This window comes from Endozoicomonas ascidiicola, from assembly GCF_001646945.1.
Lineage (GTDB): Bacteria > Pseudomonadota > Gammaproteobacteria > Pseudomonadales > Endozoicomonadaceae > Endozoicomonas > Endozoicomonas ascidiicola.
Map to the genome: position 1 here is coordinate 268,785 of NZ_LUTV01000001.1, position 20,566 is coordinate 289,350.

Annotated in this window: 20 protein-coding genes, 1 other RNA gene and 3 pseudogenes; 10 read left to right on the plus strand and 14 right to left on the minus strand. The window is 46.3% G+C overall.

From position 1 onward, the window contains the following. Positions 1–237 precede the first annotated feature (237 nt). The 3 genes from mraZ to rsmI all read right to left on the minus strand — a co-directional run bounded on the left by mraZ (position 238) and on the right by rsmI (position 2,344). Positions 238–693, minus strand: a complete 456-nt coding sequence (gene mraZ / locus AKL11_RS00980) for a division/cell wall cluster transcriptional repressor MraZ (protein WP_067514681.1) — start codon at positions 691–693, stop codon at positions 238–240. Between the two features lie 357 nt (positions 694–1,050). After that, positions 1,051–1,453, minus strand: an RNA gene (rnpB, locus tag AKL11_RS00985) — RNase P RNA component class A. A 45-nt stretch (positions 1,454–1,498) separates the two neighbouring features. Further along, complete coding sequence (rsmI, locus tag AKL11_RS00990; RefSeq protein WP_067514683.1) at positions 1,499–2,344, minus strand: 16S rRNA (cytidine(1402)-2'-O)-methyltransferase; 846 nt, start codon at positions 2,342–2,344, stop codon at positions 1,499–1,501. Between the two features lie 176 nt (positions 2,345–2,520). On the opposite strand from rsmI, the gene AKL11_RS00995 reads away from it, so the two are divergent. The 4 genes from AKL11_RS00995 to AKL11_RS01010 all read left to right on the plus strand — a co-directional run bounded on the left by AKL11_RS00995 (position 2,521) and on the right by AKL11_RS01010 (position 6,325). Continuing rightward, positions 2,521–4,515 carry a penicillin-binding protein activator gene (locus AKL11_RS00995; RefSeq protein ID WP_067514685.1) on the plus strand — a complete coding sequence of 665 codons (1,995 nt, stop codon included), beginning with the start codon at positions 2,521–2,523 and terminating at the stop codon, positions 4,513–4,515. Beyond that, entirely contained in the window at positions 4,487–4,861 is a 375-nt protein-coding gene (locus AKL11_RS01000) for a YraN family protein (protein WP_067514687.1), read from the plus strand. Before AKL11_RS00995 ends, AKL11_RS01000 begins: the two co-directional genes overlap by 29 nt. Positions 4,862–5,117: 256 nt before the next feature. Continuing rightward, positions 5,118–5,702 (plus strand): phosphoheptose isomerase, encoded by a 585-nt coding sequence (locus AKL11_RS01005; RefSeq protein WP_067514689.1) that lies wholly within the window; start codon positions 5,118–5,120, stop codon positions 5,700–5,702. Between the two features lie 50 nt (positions 5,703–5,752). Then, complete coding sequence (locus tag AKL11_RS01010) at positions 5,753–6,325, plus strand: BON domain-containing protein (protein WP_067514691.1); 573 nt, start codon at positions 5,753–5,755, stop codon at positions 6,323–6,325. 135 nt (positions 6,326–6,460) lie between these two features. Here the strand turns inward: AKL11_RS01010 and AKL11_RS01015 are convergent. The 6 genes and pseudogenes from AKL11_RS01015 to tnpA all read right to left on the minus strand — a co-directional run. Further along, positions 6,461–6,739: pseudogene (locus AKL11_RS01015) on the minus strand (IS1634 family transposase); the annotation flags it as partial. Between the two features lie 47 nt (positions 6,740–6,786). Continuing rightward, positions 6,787–7,551, minus strand: coding sequence for an IS66 family transposase (gene tnpC, locus AKL11_RS24370; RefSeq protein ID WP_095210070.1), 765 nt, complete (start codon positions 7,549–7,551; stop codon positions 6,787–6,789). Further along, the gene (locus AKL11_RS24375; protein WP_366556843.1) at positions 7,478–8,299 is read right to left on the minus strand and encodes an IS66 family transposase; all 822 of its coding nucleotides are present in this window, start codon (positions 8,297–8,299) and stop codon (positions 7,478–7,480) included. Before AKL11_RS24375 ends, tnpC begins: the two co-directional genes overlap by 74 nt. Positions 8,300–8,535: 236 nt before the next feature. Next, positions 8,536–8,697 carry an IS66 family insertion sequence element accessory protein TnpB gene (tnpB, locus tag AKL11_RS26555; RefSeq protein ID WP_157673345.1) on the minus strand — a complete coding sequence of 54 codons (162 nt, stop codon included), beginning with the start codon at positions 8,695–8,697 and terminating at the stop codon, positions 8,536–8,538. Beyond that, the gene (tnpB, locus tag AKL11_RS01025; RefSeq protein ID WP_095210073.1) at positions 8,631–8,900 is read right to left on the minus strand and encodes an IS66 family insertion sequence element accessory protein TnpB; all 270 of its coding nucleotides are present in this window, start codon (positions 8,898–8,900) and stop codon (positions 8,631–8,633) included. Before tnpB (AKL11_RS01025) ends, tnpB (AKL11_RS26555) begins: the two co-directional genes overlap by 67 nt. An 11-nt stretch (positions 8,901–8,911) precedes the next feature. Further along, positions 8,912–9,244: an IS66 family insertion sequence element accessory protein TnpA gene (tnpA, locus tag AKL11_RS01030; protein WP_067514695.1), complete on the minus strand. Its 333-nt coding sequence runs from the start codon at positions 9,242–9,244 to the stop codon at positions 8,912–8,914. A gap of 53 nt (positions 9,245–9,297) precedes the next feature. On the opposite strand from tnpA, the gene AKL11_RS01035 reads away from it, so the two are divergent. The 3 genes and pseudogenes from AKL11_RS01035 (at position 9,298) to AKL11_RS01040 (ending at position 11,121) form a co-directional block, all read left to right on the plus strand. Beyond that, positions 9,298–10,203 (plus strand): hypothetical protein, encoded by a 906-nt coding sequence (locus AKL11_RS01035; protein WP_067514697.1) that lies wholly within the window; start codon positions 9,298–9,300, stop codon positions 10,201–10,203. 213 nt (positions 10,204–10,416) lie between these two features. Beyond that, positions 10,417–10,572, plus strand: a pseudogene (locus tag AKL11_RS24385) (transposase); the annotation flags it as partial. Between the two features lie 213 nt (positions 10,573–10,785). Then, on the plus strand, positions 10,786–11,121 hold the full coding sequence (locus tag AKL11_RS01040) for a transposase (protein WP_067514699.1): 336 nt from the start codon (positions 10,786–10,788) through the stop codon (positions 11,119–11,121). A 225-nt stretch (positions 11,122–11,346) separates the two neighbouring features. Here the strand turns inward: AKL11_RS01040 and AKL11_RS01045 are convergent, their stop codons facing one another. The 3 genes and pseudogenes from AKL11_RS01045 to AKL11_RS01050 form a co-directional block, all read right to left on the minus strand. Further along, complete coding sequence (locus AKL11_RS01045; RefSeq protein ID WP_067514701.1) at positions 11,347–13,206, minus strand: hypothetical protein; 1,860 nt, start codon at positions 13,204–13,206, stop codon at positions 11,347–11,349. A gap of 251 nt (positions 13,207–13,457) precedes the next feature. Continuing rightward, positions 13,458–13,774, minus strand: a pseudogene (locus AKL11_RS26755) (IS701 family transposase); the annotation flags it as partial. Positions 13,775–13,805: 31 nt separating this feature from the next. Then, complete coding sequence (locus tag AKL11_RS01050; RefSeq protein ID WP_067514703.1) at positions 13,806–15,044, minus strand: ISL3 family transposase; 1,239 nt, start codon at positions 15,042–15,044, stop codon at positions 13,806–13,808. 184 nt (positions 15,045–15,228) lie between these two features. Between AKL11_RS01050 and AKL11_RS25830 the strand changes: the two genes are divergently transcribed. Both AKL11_RS25830 and AKL11_RS01060 read left to right on the plus strand, forming a co-directional pair. Continuing rightward, positions 15,229–15,471, plus strand: coding sequence for a hypothetical protein (locus AKL11_RS25830; RefSeq protein ID WP_095210384.1), 243 nt, complete (start codon positions 15,229–15,231; stop codon positions 15,469–15,471). A 17-nt stretch (positions 15,472–15,488) separates the two neighbouring features. Further along, the gene (locus AKL11_RS01060) at positions 15,489–16,430 is read left to right on the plus strand and encodes an ISAzo13 family transposase (RefSeq protein ID WP_245673411.1); all 942 of its coding nucleotides are present in this window, start codon (positions 15,489–15,491) and stop codon (positions 16,428–16,430) included. 28 nt (positions 16,431–16,458) lie between these two features. Here the strand turns inward: AKL11_RS01060 and AKL11_RS01065 are convergent, their stop codons facing one another. After that, the gene (locus AKL11_RS01065) at positions 16,459–18,804 is read right to left on the minus strand and encodes a penicillin acylase family protein (RefSeq protein ID WP_067514706.1); all 2,346 of its coding nucleotides are present in this window, start codon (positions 18,802–18,804) and stop codon (positions 16,459–16,461) included. Positions 18,805–19,252: 448 nt separating this feature from the next. Here AKL11_RS01065 and grcA point away from each other — a divergent pair, with 448 nt between their 5' ends. Next, positions 19,253–19,636, plus strand: a complete 384-nt coding sequence (gene grcA, locus AKL11_RS01070; RefSeq protein WP_342669733.1) for an autonomous glycyl radical cofactor GrcA — start codon at positions 19,253–19,255, stop codon at positions 19,634–19,636. A 45-nt stretch (positions 19,637–19,681) separates the two neighbouring features. Here grcA and AKL11_RS01075 read toward each other — a convergent pair whose 3' ends face one another. Further along, entirely contained in the window at positions 19,682–20,284 is a 603-nt protein-coding gene (locus tag AKL11_RS01075; RefSeq protein WP_067514708.1) for an NADPH-dependent FMN reductase, read from the minus strand. Positions 20,285–20,566 lie beyond the last annotated feature (282 nt).

The window sequence follows — 20,566 nt, forward strand, 5'->3', positions numbered from 1 at the left end:
AAAAGCCCTGGTTCCCATGTTTTGCGTGGGAATCCATACTTCTAACCCTTTGAATATTCAAGGGTATGCATTCCCACGCAAAGCATGGGAACGAGATGTTTGGTTTTTTTTGCGACAGCCTCTCTTTCGTGAGAATGCATACCCAGACTATCAGAGCTACTCGGCTCCCACGCTGAGCATGGGAGCCTGGCTCGGTATTCATTCACTAAATGAGCGGCTACCACAGGTAACCGCTCCTTATAAAGAAAGAGACTGCAGTTCTGCCGGTATTTCATCCGACTCACTGGCCTCTTTCAAATATTGATCCCGACGATCGTTCCAGCACTGTTCATCCCAGAGTTCAAACTTTTTACCCTGGCCCAATAGAATGCTGCGCTTTTCAAGACCGGCATAATCCCGCAACAGTGGCGGCACTAATATACGTCCACTGCCGTCCAACTCAAGATCCGTAGCGTGACCAATAAGCAGCCTTTGAATCCGGCGGGTCATGGGATGAAAACTGGGTAATGATTCGATCTTCTGTTGAATCAGCTCCCATTCATCAAGAGGGTAAATCAGAAGGCAGGGTTCATCCGTATCAATGGTTGCCACCAGTGCGCCATCACAACGCTCCCGCAGCACACTCCGGTACCGGGCAGGTATAGCCAGACGCCCCTTGGCATCCAGATTGATGGCGTTAACACCTCGAAACAAGCAACCTTCCCCCTGGCTCGATAGATTGAAAACGCCTACTGCCTACGCACCCAAAGAACAAGCCTTATCCATAACGAAAACCCGCAACGGATGAGGCATGTTCATCATACTCAACCCATCACATCCCACTTTAATCCACTTTTCACCACTACAGCACACTATAGGAATCTGAAAAACCCACGTCAAGGGATGGAACTCACTCGTTCGCAAAGTATGAGACAACCAACTTCCATAAGGGTTTCATAGAAAAAGAACGCTCTTAGAACTTCAGTCTGCAAAAACAGAGAAAATCGGACAGCGTCATCCGGCCGGCAAGCCAGATATACGACAGATAAAAAGAAACAGGAAAAAAAAGAAGTCGCGAGCCGGCCTGTAAGCCGGGTTCTGTCCAGCCTGTAAAACAGGCCTGGGCAATCATTCATCTGGGATGTCTGTCACCAGACACCTCAAGCAACCTACCCGAATCCAGTGCGGGACACACCTATAGGATTCCTATTTGGTCTTGCTCCAGGCGGGGTTTACCGTGCCATGAACTGTTGCCAGTCATGCGGTGCGCTCTTACCGCACCCTTTCACCCTTACCGGTCAACGCTCGAAAGCGTGACTTAGGCGGTCTACTCTCTGCTGCACTTTCCGTAGGCTTTCGCCCCCCAGGCGTTACCTGGCGCCCTACCCTATGGAGCCCGGACTTTCCTCCACCTATTAATTCCGAAGATGCATTATCCAAAGAAATAACAAACAGCGATTGCCCGGCCAGCTCGCGGCCGCGAATATTACTTGCCTGCGAGCCGATAAGCAAGCTTATCTCAATCGTTATCTTTAAAAGTAAGGCCATGCTCGTAAAGGGCTTTTTTGCGCAGCCCGGTCAAATCGGCAACCACGGCGGCGGCCTTTTTAATGGGAAGCTCTTCCAGCAGGCGCTGAAGCATTTTCTGAATTTCAGGGGTAATCTCTGAACTCTTTTCTTTTTTATTGCCTTCCACCAAAACTACAAACTCGCCACGCTGCTGATTACTGTCTGACCTCACCCTTTCCAACACATCAGAAACCGAACCGGCCAGCACCGTTTCAAAGGTTTTGGTGATTTCCCGAGCGATCACAATATAGTGTTCATCGCCCAGCACCGCCTGCAAGTCTTCAAGGGAATCCAGAATACGGTGAGGCGATTCATAAACACCCCAGGTATGTTCAAAAGCCGACAAAACCTCCATCCGCTTTCGACGGGCACCAGATTTAGCCGGCAAAAAACCTTCAAAGAAAAAACGATCCGTGGGCAAGCCACTGACCGACAATGCCGCCACAAATGCACAGGCACCCGGTACCGGCACCACCCGAAAACCTGCCTCACGCACTGCTCTCACCAAATAAAAGCCAGGATCGGAAATCAACGGCGTGCCCGCATCACTGATCAGCGCCACAGACGCACCATTACGCATTCGGTTAACAATCGACTCTGCCTGCTGCCGTTCATTATGATCATGACAGGGAATTAATGGTGTATTGATACCAAAATGACTCATCAATCGCTTACTGTGCCGGGTATCCTCCGCTGCAATCACATCAACCCGCTCAAGCACCTCAACAGCCCTGGGCGTCATATCCCCAAGATTACCAATCGGTGTCGATACTATATAAAGGAGGGATTCTGTCATGAGAGATGGGAACTCATAAAAATTTCGACTATCTTACCATCTTTTGGTAGAGACAAAGAGCTTACCCTATAGTGTCGATTCCAACGGCTGTGTACAATAAGACAATTATTACAGTACTCTCAGTACTCTCAATATTCTCAGCACTCCCAGCCCCAGAGAGCCAAGCACAATTACCAATGATGAACTTTATCACCGCGCTACTTTCAAAACTGAAAGCTGAACGATTGCAGGAAAAACTCCCCGCTGTTGCCATGGCGCTGCTAGTTCCTGTGCTAATCTCAGCCTGTTCATCCACGCTTGGGGGGAAAACATCTTCTTTAACGCAACCTAAAAGCATTGAACAGCAATTGGTTGAAGTGGCAAAACTCAGTTATCCGGAAAGAGCCAGCTTGACGCTGGAGCTGACCAGCCAGCTGGCCAATGACAATCCTGCAAGAGCCAAGCAGGTGCTCGACGAATTGCCCTATGATCAGCTACCAAAAACCATTCAGGCAAAGTTGGCCATTCAGCAAGCTCAACTGGCACAGGCCAATAACAAAGACTGGGCTATTTTTGACTGGCTGGACAGAGAAGCCGTCATCATCAGCAACGATCGCAATATCAACGCACAGTCCCACATTCTTAAAGCCCTCGCTTACGGTCGCTTTGGAGAACATCAGGCGTCACTGGATGAGTGGATTCTGGCTGGGCCTTATCTGGCAGAAAGTGAAAAGCAACCTTATTACGATCGCTTTTGGCAAACCCTGCTACACGTTTCACCGGAGCGTTTGAACCTACTCCACCAACAGGAACGCTCCAGAGCCATGAAAGGCTGGCTCTCACTGGCTCTCATCTATCAAACAGGCACAAGCCTCGATCAACAACTGGCGGGCCTTGAACAATGGAAACAGGAATGGGCAACCCATCCTGCAAAACAGTTTCTGCCGGGGGACTTTGAAGTTCTTAAAGGCAGCTCTGCTGAGCGCCCAGACCGAATTGCCGTGCTGCTTCCCCTCACTGGCAGGCTGGAGAAGATGGGTGCCGCCGTACGCGATGGCATGATGGCGGCTCACTTCGAGGCGATCCAAAGCGGAGAACAGCTGACTGAGCTTCAGTTTTACGATACTCAGGGCAGCAACATTAATGACCTTGCCTATCAAGCTATTAATGAAGGCGCTCAGCTGATCATTGGCCCTCTGAATAAATCGAACGTCAAAGAACTCAGCAGCGACATCACCAGCAGAGTCCCTGTTCTGGCGCTGAACTATATCGATGATCATACCGACGAAACAGCTGCACCTCAGTTAAATCAACCACAAAACCAGTACCAGAAACTGTACCAGTTTGGCCTGTCCGCTGAAGATGAAGCCGTATTAGCGGCCCACAGAGCCCGGCTGGACGGTCATCAAAGAGCCCTGCTGATCACCCCGAAAACCGAGTGGGGCAAACGGGTAAACACTGCATTCCAAAATCAGTGGTTAGCACTGGGCGGCGAGATTGTCGGCTCCGGTGAGTTTGACGGAAAAACCCAGTTCAGCAGCCTTGCCGGCTGGCTCATGCACACCGACCAGAGTGAAGCCAGAGCACGACAGTTAAACCGGGTATTGGGCGAAAGCCTGGGCTTCCAGGCAAGGCGTCGTCAGGATGTGGATATGGTCTTTATTGGTGCCACACCTCAGGAAGCTCGCCAAATCAAACCTGCACTCGCCTACCAGTACGCCAGCAGTGTGCCAGTATACGCAACATCCAGTGTTTTCTCCGGTGTCAGCAACAAAACACAGGATCAGGACATGAATGGCATTCGCGTACCTATCATGCCATGGCTCCTGCCGGAAACTCACTTACCTTTAAAACGTCAGATCAACAGCCAATGGCAACAATCACGCAGCCAGCTGGGCACACTTTACGCCCTAGGTGTTGATGCTTATAACCTTTACCCAAGACTGCAGCAACTGGCTGCACTGCAAGGCAGCCAACTCCACGGCATGACCGGCTCTCTCAGCATTAACACCGATGGCAAAGTACACCGTGAACTCTCCTGGCAGATTTTCAAGAACGGCAACCTGTCACCACTGCCAATCGTTAAGCCGAAGGAAACTGAAAAGCCGCTGACCGTCAGCACCATGGATTTCCTACCACCTGAGTACCGCACCACAACACCTGATGTTCTGGAAACTGAGTCTCAGGAATAACCCGGGGCTTCAGGCTGAGAATCAGGCTCTGCGCTACCTGAAGCAGCAGGGCCTGAAATCTGTCGCTAGAAACTTTGCCTGCAAATCTGGCGAGATTGATCTCATCATGCTGGATAATGAAAAACTGATCTTTATCGAAGTGCGTTTTCGCAGCAAAAGCCACTTCGGTTCCGCCGCTCAAACCATCAACCACCACAAACAGACAAAAATCAGAAAGACGGCCGCCGTTTATTTACAAAATCACCGTCAGCACAATCACAGAATTTGTCGATTTGACGTAATCGCCATTGATAACAGTGACGCCAAATACGAAAACACTTTAAAATGGATTAAAAATGCTTTTTAGTGGAGACTATTTAGTTGACCAAAAGTACTGAAGCATTCATCTGACGTATGACAACAGGAGCAACATGAAAACCCTTGGAGTCTGTCGGGCTTAGCCGACCGTAGCGAGAAAAAGTCAGTTTTTATGCTGGTTTGAGGCGAATAGCCCAACTATTCAACGAAAAGCAGCGTAAAAAATGGCCAAATCCGGCTTTTTCGCAGTAGGTCAGTGGTAAGCCCGACAGGCTCCCAACGGTTTTCATCTCAGGATTTCAGGCATGCATGAACGTATAACCCAGCATTTCTCCGACAGCATTGACGCCAAAATCCGTTCAGCTGACGCACTGCCACCCGTTATTGCCGAAGCCGCTGAAATGATGGTTCAATCACTGTTAAGTGAAGGAAAGATCATGGCCTGTGGTAATGGTGGCGCTGCTGGTGACGCTCAACACTTCGTCTCTGAACTGCTCAACCGTTTTGATCGTGAGCGGCCAGCGTTGCCCGCATTGTCTCTTTGTGCCGACAGCATGACCATGAGCTCCATTGCCAACGATTCCAGCTTTAATGATGTTTTCTCAAAACAAATCAGAGCACTGGGTCAGGAAGGTGACATTCTGCTGGTCGTTTCGGCCCATGGAAATTGCCCGAACATGGTGAAAGCCATTCAGGCAGCACACGACAGAAACATTAATGTTGTTGCTCTTACCGGGAAAGACGGCGGTGATATGTCCAGACTGCTGCACCCGGAAGAGGTGGAAATCCGAGTGCCGGACAACAACCCTCACCGCATTCAAGAAGTTCACACACTCATTATTCACTGCCTGTGCGATCTCATTGATGAAATGCTGTTTTCCAGTGAATAAATAATACCAATGTCTGATACTGCTTTTTCAATTTAAACAAAGAGGGAACCATGAAACCAATCAGAACCGTACTTCTGGCTGCCGTACTGGCTCTGTTAGGTGGCTGCGCCGTACTCGTTGACTCGGTTAATGAAGAGCCCGTTAACATTGATCACACGAAGCGCACCTGGGGAGCCTGGGTAGACGACCAGACCATTGAAACCGTCACGGCAGTCAACATCAACAAAGCCGACCCGGAACTCAGAACATCACGAGTGAAAGTGGTTAGCTTTAATGGCACCGTCCTTCTTGTCGGGCAAGCACCTAGTGAAAGATTGCGCTCACTGGCTGGCACTACTGCCCAGAATACGGAGACAGTGCGGAAGGTTTATAACGAATTAACCGTCGGCAAAAATGCAGATATTATTGATCAGAGCAACGATAGCTGGCTGACCACGAAAATTAAAACGTCGATGGTCACCAACGAATCCATCAGCGCCGATCAAATCAAAGTGAATACCGAAAAAGGTACGGTTTATTTATTGGGCCTGGTCACACCGCAAATGGCACATGAAGCAGTCACCTTGGCAGCCAATACTTACGGCGTTAAAAAAGTCGTTAAAGTGTTTGAGTACATTAAATAAGCAGCACCTAAATCCTGCAATCGACTTCCCAGACGACAAATACCTAACGGGCTGAGCATTTTGTTTTCCTGCCATCCCGTTTATTGAGTGAAATTCATACGACCAAGTTTATTCAACCGTCATTCAGCACCTGTATCAGGAATAAATTTCTTGATACAGTCGCCCAAGGATTGAAATGATCGTTAACTGCCTCTCCTGCAAACCAACAACATGTTTTTCATGACCAACGACCAGCAACACATTAATGCCCTGAAAGCAGAAAAACACCCACCGTGCCGTTGGAGTCTGACAGGGTTTCCGCTTCATGTCCGGGAAAAAACGACTCTGTTTCTTAAATTCAAGTCTGATTCGATGTTGAATGGCTGCGTAAACCATCAGGCACAGTGTCAACACCATAAGCAGTGCTTCTATACGGTAAGTGCCAATTTAACCAGCGTTATAGCCAACTCCAACAGATCTGCTTATTCTTGAGCTGCCTTCACTGCCCAGGGTAGAAGCTGTTCCAGTTTCTCAACCGTGTCAGCGTATGGCAGCTCTTTTAAAATGTGGTTCAGGTATTCGAAAGGCTCCAGGCCATTGGCTTTTGCACTTTCGATCAGGCTGTAATAGATAGCACTGGCTTTAGCTCCTTTGGGAGTGTCTGAAAAGAGCCAGTTCTTGCGGCCAAGAGTGAAGGGGCGGATAGCATTTTCCGCTGCGGCATTACTGATGTTGATATCCCCATCTTCACAGTACACGACCAGTTTCGGCCATTGGTTCAGGGCATAGCTCATTGCTTTATGGGTCAGGCTGTCAGGTACCAGCCGGGTGATGTTTTTCTGTAACCACTGGTGCAGGTCATCCAGCAGAGGCTTGCTCTCCTGTTGCCGCCGAGCCTGCTTTTCCGGAGCGGTCAGGCCTTTGATGGCCTCTTCAATGGCATACAGTTTGCGGATTTTACCCAGCGCAATATCGGCTTTGCTGACCTTATTGTTCTTCACCTTCTTGCCCGGTTTGGCTTCGCCTTTTTTGGCATCGGTGAATTGACGGCGTACATGGTCGAAGCAGCCAACCTGGATAATTCCTTCTTTTTTGCACACGGCGCTGTAACTGGCATAACCGTCAGTTTGCAGGTAACCGCTAAACCCTTCGAACAGGCGCAGGGGAACCTCTTTATTTCGGTGACGCCTCCTTACCTCGGGAAGGATCGTAATGGAACAGTACCGCCGGTTGCCCCAGTGGACCACCCCGTGTCACCCACATGTATTTATCGGAGTTGAGTGATTTGCTGAGTTCCTTGAGCACCTGAATCCGGGTTTCATCGGCATTCATGATATGCCCGATGCGCTGATGGTCTTCCATCAGGTTGATCAGTGGCTGCAGTTGCAGGGATAACCGGATCATCCAGTTGGCCATTGTCGTACGAGTGATGGAGCCACCATAACGAGCCAATATCTTTACCTGCCGATACAGTGGCAGAGCATCGCAATATTTGGCAACGATGATCCAGGCCAGCATGCTGACGGTGACCGCCGGTTTTGGAATGGGGTGCTTTGGGAGTTCAGCCGCTTTGATGATGCGTTTTTCTTGAGATTCTCCGCCCTGTTCATCTTTTACGATAAATACGGCTTTCTCCTGCATAATCTCTTTGATCTGAACCCTGGCAGGAATGATATCAAGCTCTTCCCGGACTTTGGTGAAGAAGGTCTCAATGGCACCCTGTTTTTCTTCTTCGGTCAGTTCAATACGTTCCTGGACTCTGGGCAGTGATGGTGACAGCGGTTTACGGCCCTTGCATTTCTTTAGGGGCTTTGGACTTTCCTCTGTTTCTTCCTGACCATCTTCATCCGGGTCAACAGCACAGTCCGTTAATTCCGCTTCATTGAAGATTTCACCCTGACCGCTGAACTTTTCAGAACTTCGACCGTAAAGGCGGGCACGTTCCAAACGCAGGTATTCTTCCAGAATAGCGATGCGTTTTTTTTGTTCTTCGATGACGAAAGACTTTTTCTGGTCTTTTTATGAAGAGCGTCGTCTTTCTCAAGAAGCACATTGTCTTTTTCAAGAATGACACCGTCCATGGTCTGGATGGCCTCAAGTAAGGCCTCCAGATCCAAAGCTGTTTCAGCGCTTCCGACCAGTAAACTCAGGACAGATTTTGGCTGATGAATGACGGTATCAACGGGTGATTTCATAGCCGATATTTTACCATAAGCTGCTGAATTTAGAGACTAAAAACAGCTTTCGTAATGTCTTTTTTTATGGGGTTTCATGGCATTGAGGTTATAGCCATCCAGCAGCCAATTGAGCTGCTGGCCTGTTAGGGCTAACAGTTCATCATCGGGCTTTGGCCAGTGGAACTTATCCTCCGCCAGGCTCTTGTAATAAAGCACAAAGCCCCTCGATATGAAGAGTCTTCCCAGAACAAACACTTGATTTTATTACGATGACGATTGGTGAAGGCATAGAGGTGACCATCAAAAGGGTTATGCCCAAGTTCCTGCTCGACCAGTACCGCCAGTCCCTTGAAAGATTTTCGAAAATCGATGGGATCCCGATAAAGGTAGACCTCAGGCAAGCTGGACGACTGGCGCATTACAGGTTACTTCATCGGAGTAATCCAATCAACTGACCAACCAGAGCTAAGTTTTGATGATTAACTCCGGAAACGCTGAGCCCACTGGGCAATGATACGGTTAAAGGGGATGATTCTTCGCAAGTTTGACTCTGGTTCTGCGTCAGGGAAACGGGCACAAAGGCAGAAACAGATTTTGATGATGAAGCAGGCGCTTTTCCAGTCCACAACTTCTTTTTCCAATATCCAGGCTGTGATGGTTTGACGCCGTTCTGTCGACACCAGGCATTTTGACTCAGCCCGGAGTCATGCCAGGCTTCGACCTGTTGCAGCCATTGCTCCCGGGTAGTTTTTGGATTGATCATTGCAGCCTCCATCGTGTAATCAGAGGCCTTATCAAGGTTTAGCTGGATAGAACGTGGGTTATTTTGCCGCTTACCCTGTATCAAACCACCTTGCTCTTTCCACTTCTCTGGCTAGCGGAACTAATGAATCAGTTTCAGACGGCAACAGAAAACGCAATTTTTCCGGACATACAGTTCAACCCGCTGATATGGAAGACTGTCAAGCACGAGAGGTTGTCAGGCAGCAACATTGTGAATCGACTTTACCTCCCAAAAAACGGTACCGTTGGCAAGCTATCAATACTGGAGATGTGGGCTCATCAACATCTACGGAGCGGGTTCTATCTTTTCCTGCGGTAGGGTATGACCCCAGAGCCTTACGACCTGTGGCAATCGTACCCCCGCAGCCAATGGATATTGACAGGGGTAAAGCTGAGCTGCTGACAGAGCCATCTGAGTCACTGCGTATTGATCAGTCGACAGATTACAACGAAACCATCTCAAAGTTTGCCATCACTCAGCAACGTCAATTAATTGCTCACTTGAGCGATCAGAACATCAAACATGTACTGTCAAATGCCAGCATACTACTGAAAACACTTGATGAGAGGACTATTCAGTTATCTATGAATAGAGCCACCCCTCCTTGCCCTACTCTTTTTGCAAAACTTGATCGATTCGATATTGTCAAAGAGCATCAAGTTTGTTCAGGGTATTTTCAAAAAGCCAATGTATTTTTTTCGGTTGAAAACAAAACAATAAAAAACACCGGCAATTTAACCAGCATACTGAAAAGCAAAGATAGTGTGACCCAGTTTACGAGTATGAGCGATGGGGATATAACATCAATTGCTGCCAGCACATGGTTAAGGCAAATTTCCTCCATGTGTAATGGCAAAGGCTTACCGGAAAAGGCGAAAGTGGAAGCCTTCCTGAAGCTGGGCTGCTTGAACTTATATTCCGCAGTTGGAATCCATTAAACGCTGACAACCCTTGCAGGAGTATGGGTTCAATCGATCCTGCATGCTCACCCAATGGGTGAGTGGGAAAAATAGCCAAATGCCACGGCCTATAGGGGCTACAGCGATATTTCAGAGTTTCAACTGCGGAATATAGGTTGAAATAGGGATGGCAGGGCATTGATGAGGCCGTTAAGGACAAGCCGCTCGACCGGGCACTGGTCACCAACATTTGCCTGTGTTAATGGGCTGACTGGCTTTCTCGAGGCGATCAATACGGCCTTTCCTCAGGCTCAGGTGCAGCTTTGCATTGTCCATCAGGTAAGGAACTCTCTGAAATATGTTTCTTACAAATACCGCAAAGCAGTTGCCAGAGACCTAAAGAAGATTCCTGATTACCACTGAAGTTACGTATACTTCCAGTCGATTGCTTGCCAGCTCGTGGGGGTTACAGATTAAATGGTCATATGTCCAGTTTGATAAAACAGCTCCATAGCAGGGAAATCTTACATGTAGCATTAGTGAAACTAGTGTTTGGTATTGCTACTAGGCATGCACAGTAAGGCTTTCAGAAATTCAGATATCGCTGGATAGTGGCGTAGGATGGGTGGTAATCAGGAGAAGATTTACCAGTCAGCGACTGTTGAAGAGGCAGAGAGCGAGCTGAGCGCCTTTGAGCAAACCTGGGGAGAGAAGTTCCACTCCATAGGAAGGTCCTGGCGCAAACACTGGGATAACCTAACTACCCTTTTCGACTACCCTAAAGAGATCAGGAAAGCGATTTACACGACCAATGCAATAGAGTCATTGAACAGCGTGATCCGTAAAGCCATAAAAAACCGGAAGATATTCCCTGCTGATCAATCAGTTCTGAAGATAATTTTTCTGGCTACGGAAAAAGCAGCTATTCCCGACGAAGAAAGCACTGACTCATTATAACTATAGATATTTGCAGATAAATTGCGCGAACAGGCACTAGATTTTCTCTATATATATCAATAGGTTAACCCTTCGTCGGGAATCGCTGCGGAAAAAGCTTCGGCTAAATGGACTATGTCGATAAGAGACTGGAAGGCTGCCATGAACCGATTTGAAATTATGTTTCCAGATCGGATCAAGGCGTAAGTAAAAAGTGGCGTTTGCATAGAATCACTTATAGACTCTTTATTTATTGTATTTATTAAAGAGATCATATGTTTTTAATAACGTATGAAGCTCGCGTGAAAAGTCTAATTGCTGTCGAAAATACTCAGTATGGGATGATCTTTTTTCTGGATGCAACAGAGGCTCAATAGCATTGGTTATATCATCAAAGATTCCATTTGATCGCATTTTTTTCCTATCACCCGCTGTAAAAAGCTCCTTTGTAAAATTGTCAATATCCTTTTTAGCCCACTTTCTTGCAAAATTATCGAGCTTATTATCTTTACGAGCAAAATCTAAATTTCTTTTAAATTGCTTGCAAGCAAGAATATTTTTCTCATCAATTCTATGTTTTGCAAATAATTCTTCTACACCCTTTATCATCACAGTAGCTTTATCATTCTCTTTAGTGTCTGAAACAGACCTACTTTTACTTACACTTGGATTTTTAGGTTTCGCTGTTTTTTCAGTGGAGGATAAAACAGGTTTACTATCAGAATCATAACTTTTCCTAGTATCATCACTTAGGGTAGACATTAAGGATTTTTCATTATGGCGTAAGCGTTTCTTTTGCCCTGCACCTGTTTTCAAACTATCCGCCTTCACCTGACCGAGTTCTCTGTAGCCCTTGGAAACATAGGGCGAATCCTTAATGTCTACCTTAAGAGTATCATCAACAGAGTCTTGATGAGGTGGCATGTTTTTTTCTGAAACTTTTTCGCTAAAAAATTTTGCAAAGGCTTTTTTTACAGAATTGTCAGATGATGATGTCAATCTTGAAACAGGCACTTTTAGTCTACTAACAGCCGGTTTTCCTAAAACAAAATTTTCCACAGAATTAGATGTCCCTTCCAATAGTGCCTTTATATTTTTTTTTCCACGATCTTCATCGCTTTCAACCTGACGACGTAAATCCTTAAACAACATTAATATTCGATTAATATCAACAGGCCTGGTAGCCTTAATTTCACCACTAATACCACTCATAGTCAATTGAGCAACAGCATCAAAATCCACACCATATTTATTTTCAAGCTTAATCAAATTACTTTTTAACTTTAAAAAGTCATTCACTATAAATTGTACTGCGCTATTTCCTTCGAAATCACCAGTTTGATCAATAAAAACATTTTCAATAGCTTCTTTGTTTCTTTCAGCCTTTACAATAAGCTCTTTTGACTCCCGAATCCTTCCTTCCAGTTCAGGAACAAACCCATCAACACTCTCTTTCAGCACTTTTACTTCCCTTATTAATTCATTAATTAGAGAAACGGATTTCTTAGACTTCCCCTTGCCTGCCATCATTTTATTATAATTTTGAAGATGGAAATCATATCCCTTATTTGCTTCTTCAAGCCTATCTCCAAATCCAGAAATACATTCTTCTTTTGAGCTAATGTCTTTTATTTGAGCTGGTAATTCCCAACAACATTTCTGATTGGACCACCTTTCGCACAACTTCATCCATTCATCTGTACTTTCTGGAAACACCTCAATTAAATCATTTACTTTTTCCATCACCTCGCTTTTTCTAGCATTATATTTGGTTACTAACTGTTGATATTGTTCTCCATTACTTCTTAATTCTCCAAGAATATTATTATAATCCTTTCTTAAATTACCGAGTGATGAACTCTCTTTAGCAATACTATCAATTACTGATCCATAATCATTGCGCCAGTCATGCTTCTTTGGCTTTTCTTGCTTTTGGATTTTTCTTTGGGCAAGGTTTTTAGCATCGGACAAACCTCTGGAGATTTCACTCAATAGATACTTTTTACCATGAGCTTTTTTAGGGCTAGAGGATTCAGGGGCTGCTTCCTTTAAATCTGTAACGCCTACCTTTGATCCCGTTATACCACCCCCTCTGATAGCTGTCATTCGTTATGCCCTCATTTCAAATTATATTATTGTCGACTTGGACAACCATAAGGAGATATAGACATTCCGGTCAAGTCGAAGCATTAACAACAAAAATTAATTCTATACCATAAGCATAGCATAGCATGGGATGTTCTCTCATATCTGAGTTAGTCTTCTCCAATAAGATATGACCCTAAAGGGAACCCCTGCTTCTAATATGAAGTGAGCCTGTACGTTTTGGTTCTTTCATCCATAATTAGAGGTATGACTTACGCATTGATAATCCCTGATAATTTTAGTAACAGGTAATTCTTGCCCTTTGCAAAACTCTCAATAAAAGCTTGAACCGTCTCTTTAAAGAGCTTGAGCTAATGCTGATGAATATTCGTAAACACCTGCGCTATCTGAATTTTTAGAGATAAACAAAACTCAATATTTTGACGAATATTTGACTTCTTACAGGTCGTTCGCTACGAACCTGAAAATGCTCAATATGGCAAACCTGTTTGATCGCTCTTTGATACTGATCGATCTGCCAGTGCTGACCTTGGAGCAAAGCAAAGTCGTCGCGCTGGAAAGGTGCATCCTGTAAACAATGTAGTAGCAACGCTAGTCTTTTAGCATCGTGTGGGTAAGCAGGCATTGTTCACTCTGGTAAAATCCAGCTTACCTGTCAGTAAATAAACCATGATTTTGAAGTGTGGTTTCTTGTAACCTCGGGCTTTTCGTTTGGCTGCCTGTATCACTGAGTTCAAACCTTCCAGTAGACCATTATTGATCTGGCTTTCTTTCCAGTTCAGAGCACCATCCCAGTGTCGTTTGATGGTCTTTGCAGCTTTTACCATGGGCTCCAGTCGGCTGTGGGTAGCCCAGAAGTACCACTTGTTTAGCCTTGCCTCAAACTCCTCTTTGCTAGGTGCCGTATAGATTTGCTGAAAGGTTTCCCTTATTTGTAAGGCTCGCACCGACTTCAGGTTAAGTCCGGGCATAGAGAGTTCATCTCGTTTCGCTTTCTGTTTTGCTGTCAGATTACTTTCGTTTTTCAGAAGCGCATAGCGTGCGCCAACCAATAACGGGTTAGTTTTCGCCTCTTCTTTGCGCACGCTGTTTACTGCCTCGTTGATAATCTTGACGATATGAAACTTGTCAAAGGTGATACTGGCTTCGGGCAGTTGTTCCCGTACGCCTTTGATAAAGGCTGGCGACATGTCGCAGCTAACCTGCTTGATGTTCTCCGCCTTACCATTGTGTTCTTCCAGATCGGTCGTAAATGCCTTGACCGTTTCGCTGCCTTTGCCATCGGTGACAAATACAGTACGTCTTTCTTCAAGATCGACGAACAAGGTTATGTAATCGTGCCCCAGGGCAGATGACGTTTCATCCATGCCAATGGTGTGGAGTTGGCTGTAGTCTTCTTCAGCCCGCGCTGTAGTGACGTAAAGCTCCAGCAGTGACCACAGTCGGTAATCAGAGGCCCCGGTCAACTTGCTGACATGATGCACCGGCATTGAACGACACATCTGAAGTAGGAAGGCTTCGAACAGAAGAGTGAAGCCATTCAGCTTTCCACTCCAGGGCGGAGAAATCAGGCGAGGCTTGTTATCGCCTCTTTTAACTCGTGGAACACGGGCATGCAGATAGCACTCGTGTTGGAAGAAATTCATATGCCGCCACTCTTTTCTKACAGTGTCGTATGCTTTGTATTCCTTGCCTGCAGGGTCTTCTGGGTCTTTGAATGTGGTTCCTCGTTGAAAGTTAATGAATATGTCCAGACGCGATTGATCTGCATCGAAATTCAGGGACTCAATGTACCAGGGAGAGGTGATGCCTAAGGCTATCTGAAACAGGTCTTTCATGGGTGGCTTATGGCAGGTTCAGCAGTAAACAATATGGTAAGCAAATATACACTTACCCACTCATTTTTCAAAAGAGCCGTTATTTATTCATCCATCGCCTTAGGAATAGTCCCCAATTAACTTCCCTATTTTCAAGAGATCAGGAATCGTCGATAATTGCTCCGCATGAGTGCAGGAGGTCATCTTGGGCAGTTATTCGACGACAGTAGAGGTTCAAATGGTTCGGTTTTATCAGTCACTCAACGAGAGGGATCGTCGTCGCTATGCTGCGATTGAAGCGATAAAGCTTGGGCATGGTGGCATCGAATTCATTTCTCAGTTACTGGCTTGTGACCCGAAAACGATTCGTCGAGGTATCGCTGAGCTGGAATCAGAACATCTGAACGCTGATCATCAGCGAAAAAAAGGGGCGGACGCACACCGCTGATTGAGAAAAGTCCCCAGCTGACTGAAAACTTTCTCACCATACTCCGTAACCATACTGCTGGGGACCCGATGCGGCACGACGTAAAATGGACGAACCTGTCTCGTCGGCAGATTGCTCGCAAGCTCTCCGATTTGGGAACTCCAGCCAATAAGAATATCGTTTCTCGACTGCTTCATGATCATGGTTACCGACGACGCAAGCCGCAAAAAAAGCGAACAATGGGGCAGCACGCCGATCGCAACGCCCAGTTTGAAAATATTGCCAGACTGAAACAAGAATACTTGGATGCCGGATGTCCAGTGATAAGCATCGACACGAAAAAGAAAGAACTGCTGGGTAAATTCTATCGTGATGGCGTGACTGATGCGATAGAGCCAACTATCGTGAATGATCATGATTTCCCCAGCAGTAGTGACGGAAAAGTCACCCCTCACGGCATCTATGATGTGCGGAAAAACGAAGCATCAGTACACCTGAATACCAGTTGCGATACTAGTGAGTTTGCTTGCGAAAGCATCGAATTGTGGTGGCGAGAACAAGGTCAAGTGGACTATAACAATGTTGGAGACCTGCTGATGTTGTGTGATGGAGGTGGCAGTAACAGTGCTTCGTCGTATCTTTTCAAAGAGGATTTGCAGGCACTTTCAAACAGGCTGAACTTGAGAATTCGTATCGCTCATTACCCGTCGTATTGTTCGAAATACAACCCTATTGAGCATCGCGTATTCCCGCATATCACCCGTGCCTGCAAAGGTGTTCCTCTGGAATCCGTTGAGATGGCAAAGCACTACATAGAAAAAACAGAAACGACCAAAGGGCTGAAAGTGGTTGTAAGAATTATCGACAAAGTGTTCGAAACCGGGCGTAAATATGCCACTGACTTCAAAAAGAACATGGCCATTCAGTTCGATAAATTCTTGCCAAAATGGAACTATGTCGCCATGCCCTGTACCTGCTGAAATCGGGAAGTTATTCAGGGACTATTCCTTATGGTTTCAGTATCAACACTGAAGCCGCCTCAGCATCCAAGTCCACCTCGCGGTACTCACCTCTCACATAGGTTGCAGCCTGATCATCATAATGATGGTCAAACGGGTTACCGCTCTGCCCTCCGGGCAAAATACTCAGTGATTTTTGTGGCGCACTGAAATCCAATAAGCGGCGGGTTGAAGGTCCTGAAGTCACCCATTGCATTCCAGTACTTAATTTCTGCGACAGATTGTTAGGTACCGCATGGGAACCATCCACCGCGACCGGACCAAGATTAAACAAGTGATTCAATGGTTGAACGGAACCCAGCGGGTGCTTCTGCTCAAACAAGTGAACCTCGCTCCACTGCCAGCCATAACTGTCTACCCCAAGATTTTCAGTCAGCCGACTCATAGCAATATCAAATGCCTGGTTAACGACCTCTTTACGGGATTGAGCCTTACCCTGATTACTCCACCATGGATTCTCTGATAAACCAATCAACTGATAAAAGCCATGATCTGAACGACGGGTACGAATAAAGAGTTTAAACAACTCTACCCCCAATTCATCGGCAAAGGTCTGCTCAAACAGGGCAAACTGCCACTCGGTAAAGAGCGTTGCCGCCACAGAGTCCAAAGTAAACGCGCCTTGCCAAGTGCCCAATGCGTCTAATAACTCCGGAGATAATCGCTGCTTTTGCGCCGGATCCAATTCAGCAAGCATGATCGACAGAGCATCCGCCGCGTACTCACTGCGAATATTCAACTGATTGCTTTTTTCATTTTCAAGGTTGGTCATCCCCTGGCCAGCAATATCATCAATCAGCAATTCTGCCCGGGCAGGTAGGTTGTAATAACCCGGCACCATCACACCTTCATAAGCGTCAGGGCGCTGATTGGCCGACACAATAAAACCTTCTGGTGGGTTTAATTTGTGTGGGTTATAGCTGAAATCATAAAAACCTGTGGGCAAATCTTGATTAGAAGAGCCATCCATAATTTTCCAGGGCGCCACATGATCCGGCCTGACAGGAACCAATCCTGCTGACCACCAGGCAATATTGTCATCCGTATCCGCATACACAAAGTTAAGGCCCGGTGCATGCACTTGTTTCAACGCTTCACCAAAAGCTTCCACAGACTCCGCTCGGCTTAACTCATAAAAAGCATTCATCAATGGATTGGGTGTTTTCAAAAAAGCCCACCACAGGGAAACCGGTTGAGCGTTATCAAAGCCTTTGTAGACATCATTGATAATAGGGCCGATAGAGCTGGTTCTCACGGTAATATCAACAGGACTACTGTCTTTTACCTGAATCGTCTCGTTAATCAGCGCTAGATCTTCATAGACTTTTTCACGCTTAACCTGATTCACATTCTGCGGATTTACCTGCTCAAGATAGAAATCCATATCGTCGTTCTGGAACATGGTGACGCCCCAACCAAAACGACGGTTATGCCCCATCAAGGCCACCGGCACCAACGCTTGATGGAAGCCATAAAATTCATAATCTCCAGAAACCAGATGCGCTTCGTACCAAACACCCGGCGCCGAGAATGAAATATGAGGATCACTGGCCAGAATAGGTTTACCATTTTTTGTCTGAGAACCACTGATCGCCCAAGCATTACTGCCTTCCAGCTGACCGAGCTCCTGGTCGAGAATAGAGGCAATACCCAACTTTGCTAAAGATTCATAGGTTGCACTGTTCAATTGATGATTGGCAGAACCGGCAGGCATATCCAGATCAAAAATAGCCAGATACTCTTCGCCCAGCTGATCAGCAATAAACGTCATCACCGGTTCAGTTCTGAAACCCACAGCAAAACTGTAAGCAAGGTATCCAGACACACTGATTGAATCTTCAGGCTTGAACGGCCTTGGTGTTAAGCCCAACACATCAAACTCTACCGGGAGGTTCCCCTGATCCTGAAAAGCATTTACTCCGGCGACATATTGCTCAAGCGCCCGCCAGCTGTCCGACGATTTATCAATATCCGCCACATATTGTTTGGCATGACGATGAATGCCAACCGTGCGAAATAAACGATCAGTGTCTACCAGTTTCTCACCAAACATTTCCGCTAGTTGTCCCTGAGCCAGGCGACGCATCAATTCCATCTGAAAAAGGCGATCCTGTGCATGCACGTAGCCAAGAGCAAAGTAAAGATCGGCTTCTGATTTGGCCTCAATCCTGGGCACACCAAACTCGTTATATTGAACAGTAACACTGTCCACCAGCCCATCCAGGCTAAGTTCTCCGTCACGCTGCGTCTGATATTGAAACTGGGTTATCCACACCACAGCCGTGATAAGCACCAGCACCAATACAGCCAGTAGTTTCTTGATACTTGAAATCATCAGATACTCTTAATTGTTTTTGTTAGTAGTCGTATAAATGGCAAATAATGAACCATAGTACAGTTTTATATAAGCTAGCTTATACAACAACTGTCGATCAGAGACAATCTCAACAACCCAATAGTTTTCATTAATCGCTTCATTGATTTTTATTGGTCAATATATCGGCTAATACCTAGATCGAACCTGCTTTTGAGCTGATAGCATGAGGCCATAAATCAGCCACTCCCCCAAAAGGCTGACTTATACCAATTCTGCTTCTAAATTATGGGCTGCGCAGCCATTTTGACCGCCTGGATCAGCGTTGAAGTTCCTCGCCATAGCTACGGCTATGACTCGTCTCTTCGCCTTGCCCAGTCGCCCAAAATAACTTGCTCGCTTCATAATTTAAAAGCGACATTGGTATTAACTAAACGACTTCTGCTGTTTGATTTCGAGGATCAATATAATGAAAGGCATTCAAATCACTGCCAGTGACAATAGCGCCCTGATCAGCTCTATCTGGTTGCTGGACGAAGCAGCAGGCGAAGCTCGGCTGATCTGTGCAAAAACGGATGATTTCAAGCAGGATGAAGTCGTTTCTCTGGACACACTGGGTCAGTTCGAATCCCGTGATTTGGAGCTGGAAGTACAGGAAACTGCTGTTCGTGAAGGCGGGCAGCACTTGAACGTCAACGTCCTTTCCCGTGAAATGCTGGAAGAAGCCGCGGCAAACCCTGAGAAATACCCATCTCTGACCATCCGCGTTTCCGGTTATGCAGTGCGCTTCAACTCACTGACACCAGAACAACAACGGGATGTTATTACCCGTACGTTTACTCAGAATATGTGATGCATGCTTTAAACGACCACAACCTGTGGTCGTTTTTACTCACAGCTACATACCATTCCTATAGGTCTTGTGATCTATCACACCACTGGAACGGACGTAGCTCAACCCCGTCGAATACTCTCTAAGCAGCTTCAAACAGTAATCCACTCGCTCATCAAGATGCTCATCGCCCTCCGCATCTTTTCCTGCGAACACTTGACCTACGTTTCTGATAATCAAATGCTCCGGCAGATAGCAGATACGACAATTCTTGTAACCACTCACTCTTAACTCATCCACCGGGTAAGAGCCGCCCTGCCCTGCAGATATCGTAGTGATCAGTGCTGGCTTATGACCAAGCTCCGTAGCACCAAATAAGAGAAAGAAGTTCTTCAAACCAGGGGGTACCATGCCATTCCACTCGGGAGAAATGACAATCAGGGCGTCTGCCGACTGCAATGTCTGTTTCCAAGGTGCCAAACGCGCCTTCCAGTCTTCATTACCAGCCCAGATCGACTCATCCCAAAGCGGCAGAGGATTGCCCGCCAAAGAAAGAATATCAACACTATCAAATAACGATAAGATTTGAACCCTGTCCTGCAAACGCCTACCTATTCGTTCACTTTCTGAGTTTTTACGATGACTACCGCTGATTATTGCAAGTTTCATTTTTTATTCCTATTCGACAACCTACGTTTTCTCACTCACTTCTAGGAGGCTGACCGAGAATAGCCCGGTTAGCTCTCCTAAAACCAGCTCAACCTGAAAGCGCTCAAATAATGATCAGCATTTAGACCTTAATTTTCCACTTTACTCATAAACCAAAACTCACTTGAAACCATCGGTTTTATTTTGGTTTTGGCTTAACCGGTTTTCTGAGCACCTCTTCCTCCTCGTCAAGAGACGTCTTGGTATGGAGTCTGTCGGCTAACTCGACTGGTTTTTGGTTAA

Bases quoted from the DNA above. Each gene is read 5' to 3' on its own strand.
- rsmI (WP_067514683.1), bottom strand. From the start codon at position 2,344: ATGACAGAATCCCTCCTTTATATAGTATCGACACCGATTGGTAATCTT.
- AKL11_RS00995 (WP_067514685.1), top strand. From the start codon at position 2,521: ATGATGAACTTTATCACCGCGCTACTTTCAAAACTGAAAGCTGAACGA.
- AKL11_RS01000 (WP_067514687.1), top strand. From the start codon at position 4,487: ATGTTCTGGAAACTGAGTCTCAGGAATAACCCGGGGCTTCAGGCTGAG.
- AKL11_RS01005 (WP_067514689.1), top strand. From the start codon at position 5,118: ATGCATGAACGTATAACCCAGCATTTCTCCGACAGCATTGACGCCAAA.
- AKL11_RS01010 (WP_067514691.1), top strand. From the start codon at position 5,753: ATGAAACCAATCAGAACCGTACTTCTGGCTGCCGTACTGGCTCTGTTA.
- tnpB (WP_095210073.1), bottom strand. From the start codon at position 8,900: ATGCGCCAGTCGTCCAGCTTGCCTGAGGTCTACCTTTATCGGGATCCC.
- tnpA (WP_067514695.1), bottom strand. From the start codon at position 9,244: ATGATCAATCCAAAAACTACCCGGGAGCAATGGCTGCAACAGGTCGAA.
- AKL11_RS01040 (WP_067514699.1), top strand. From the start codon at position 10,786: ATGGGTGGTAATCAGGAGAAGATTTACCAGTCAGCGACTGTTGAAGAG.
- AKL11_RS01045 (WP_067514701.1), bottom strand. From the start codon at position 13,206: ATGACAGCTATCAGAGGGGGTGGTATAACGGGATCAAAGGTAGGCGTT.
- AKL11_RS01065 (WP_067514706.1), bottom strand. From the start codon at position 18,804: ATGATTTCAAGTATCAAGAAACTACTGGCTGTATTGGTGCTGGTGCTT.
- grcA (WP_342669733.1), top strand. From the start codon at position 19,253: ATGAAAGGCATTCAAATCACTGCCAGTGACAATAGCGCCCTGATCAGC.
- AKL11_RS01075 (WP_067514708.1), bottom strand. From the start codon at position 20,284: ATGAAACTTGCAATAATCAGCGGTAGTCATCGTAAAAACTCAGAAAGT.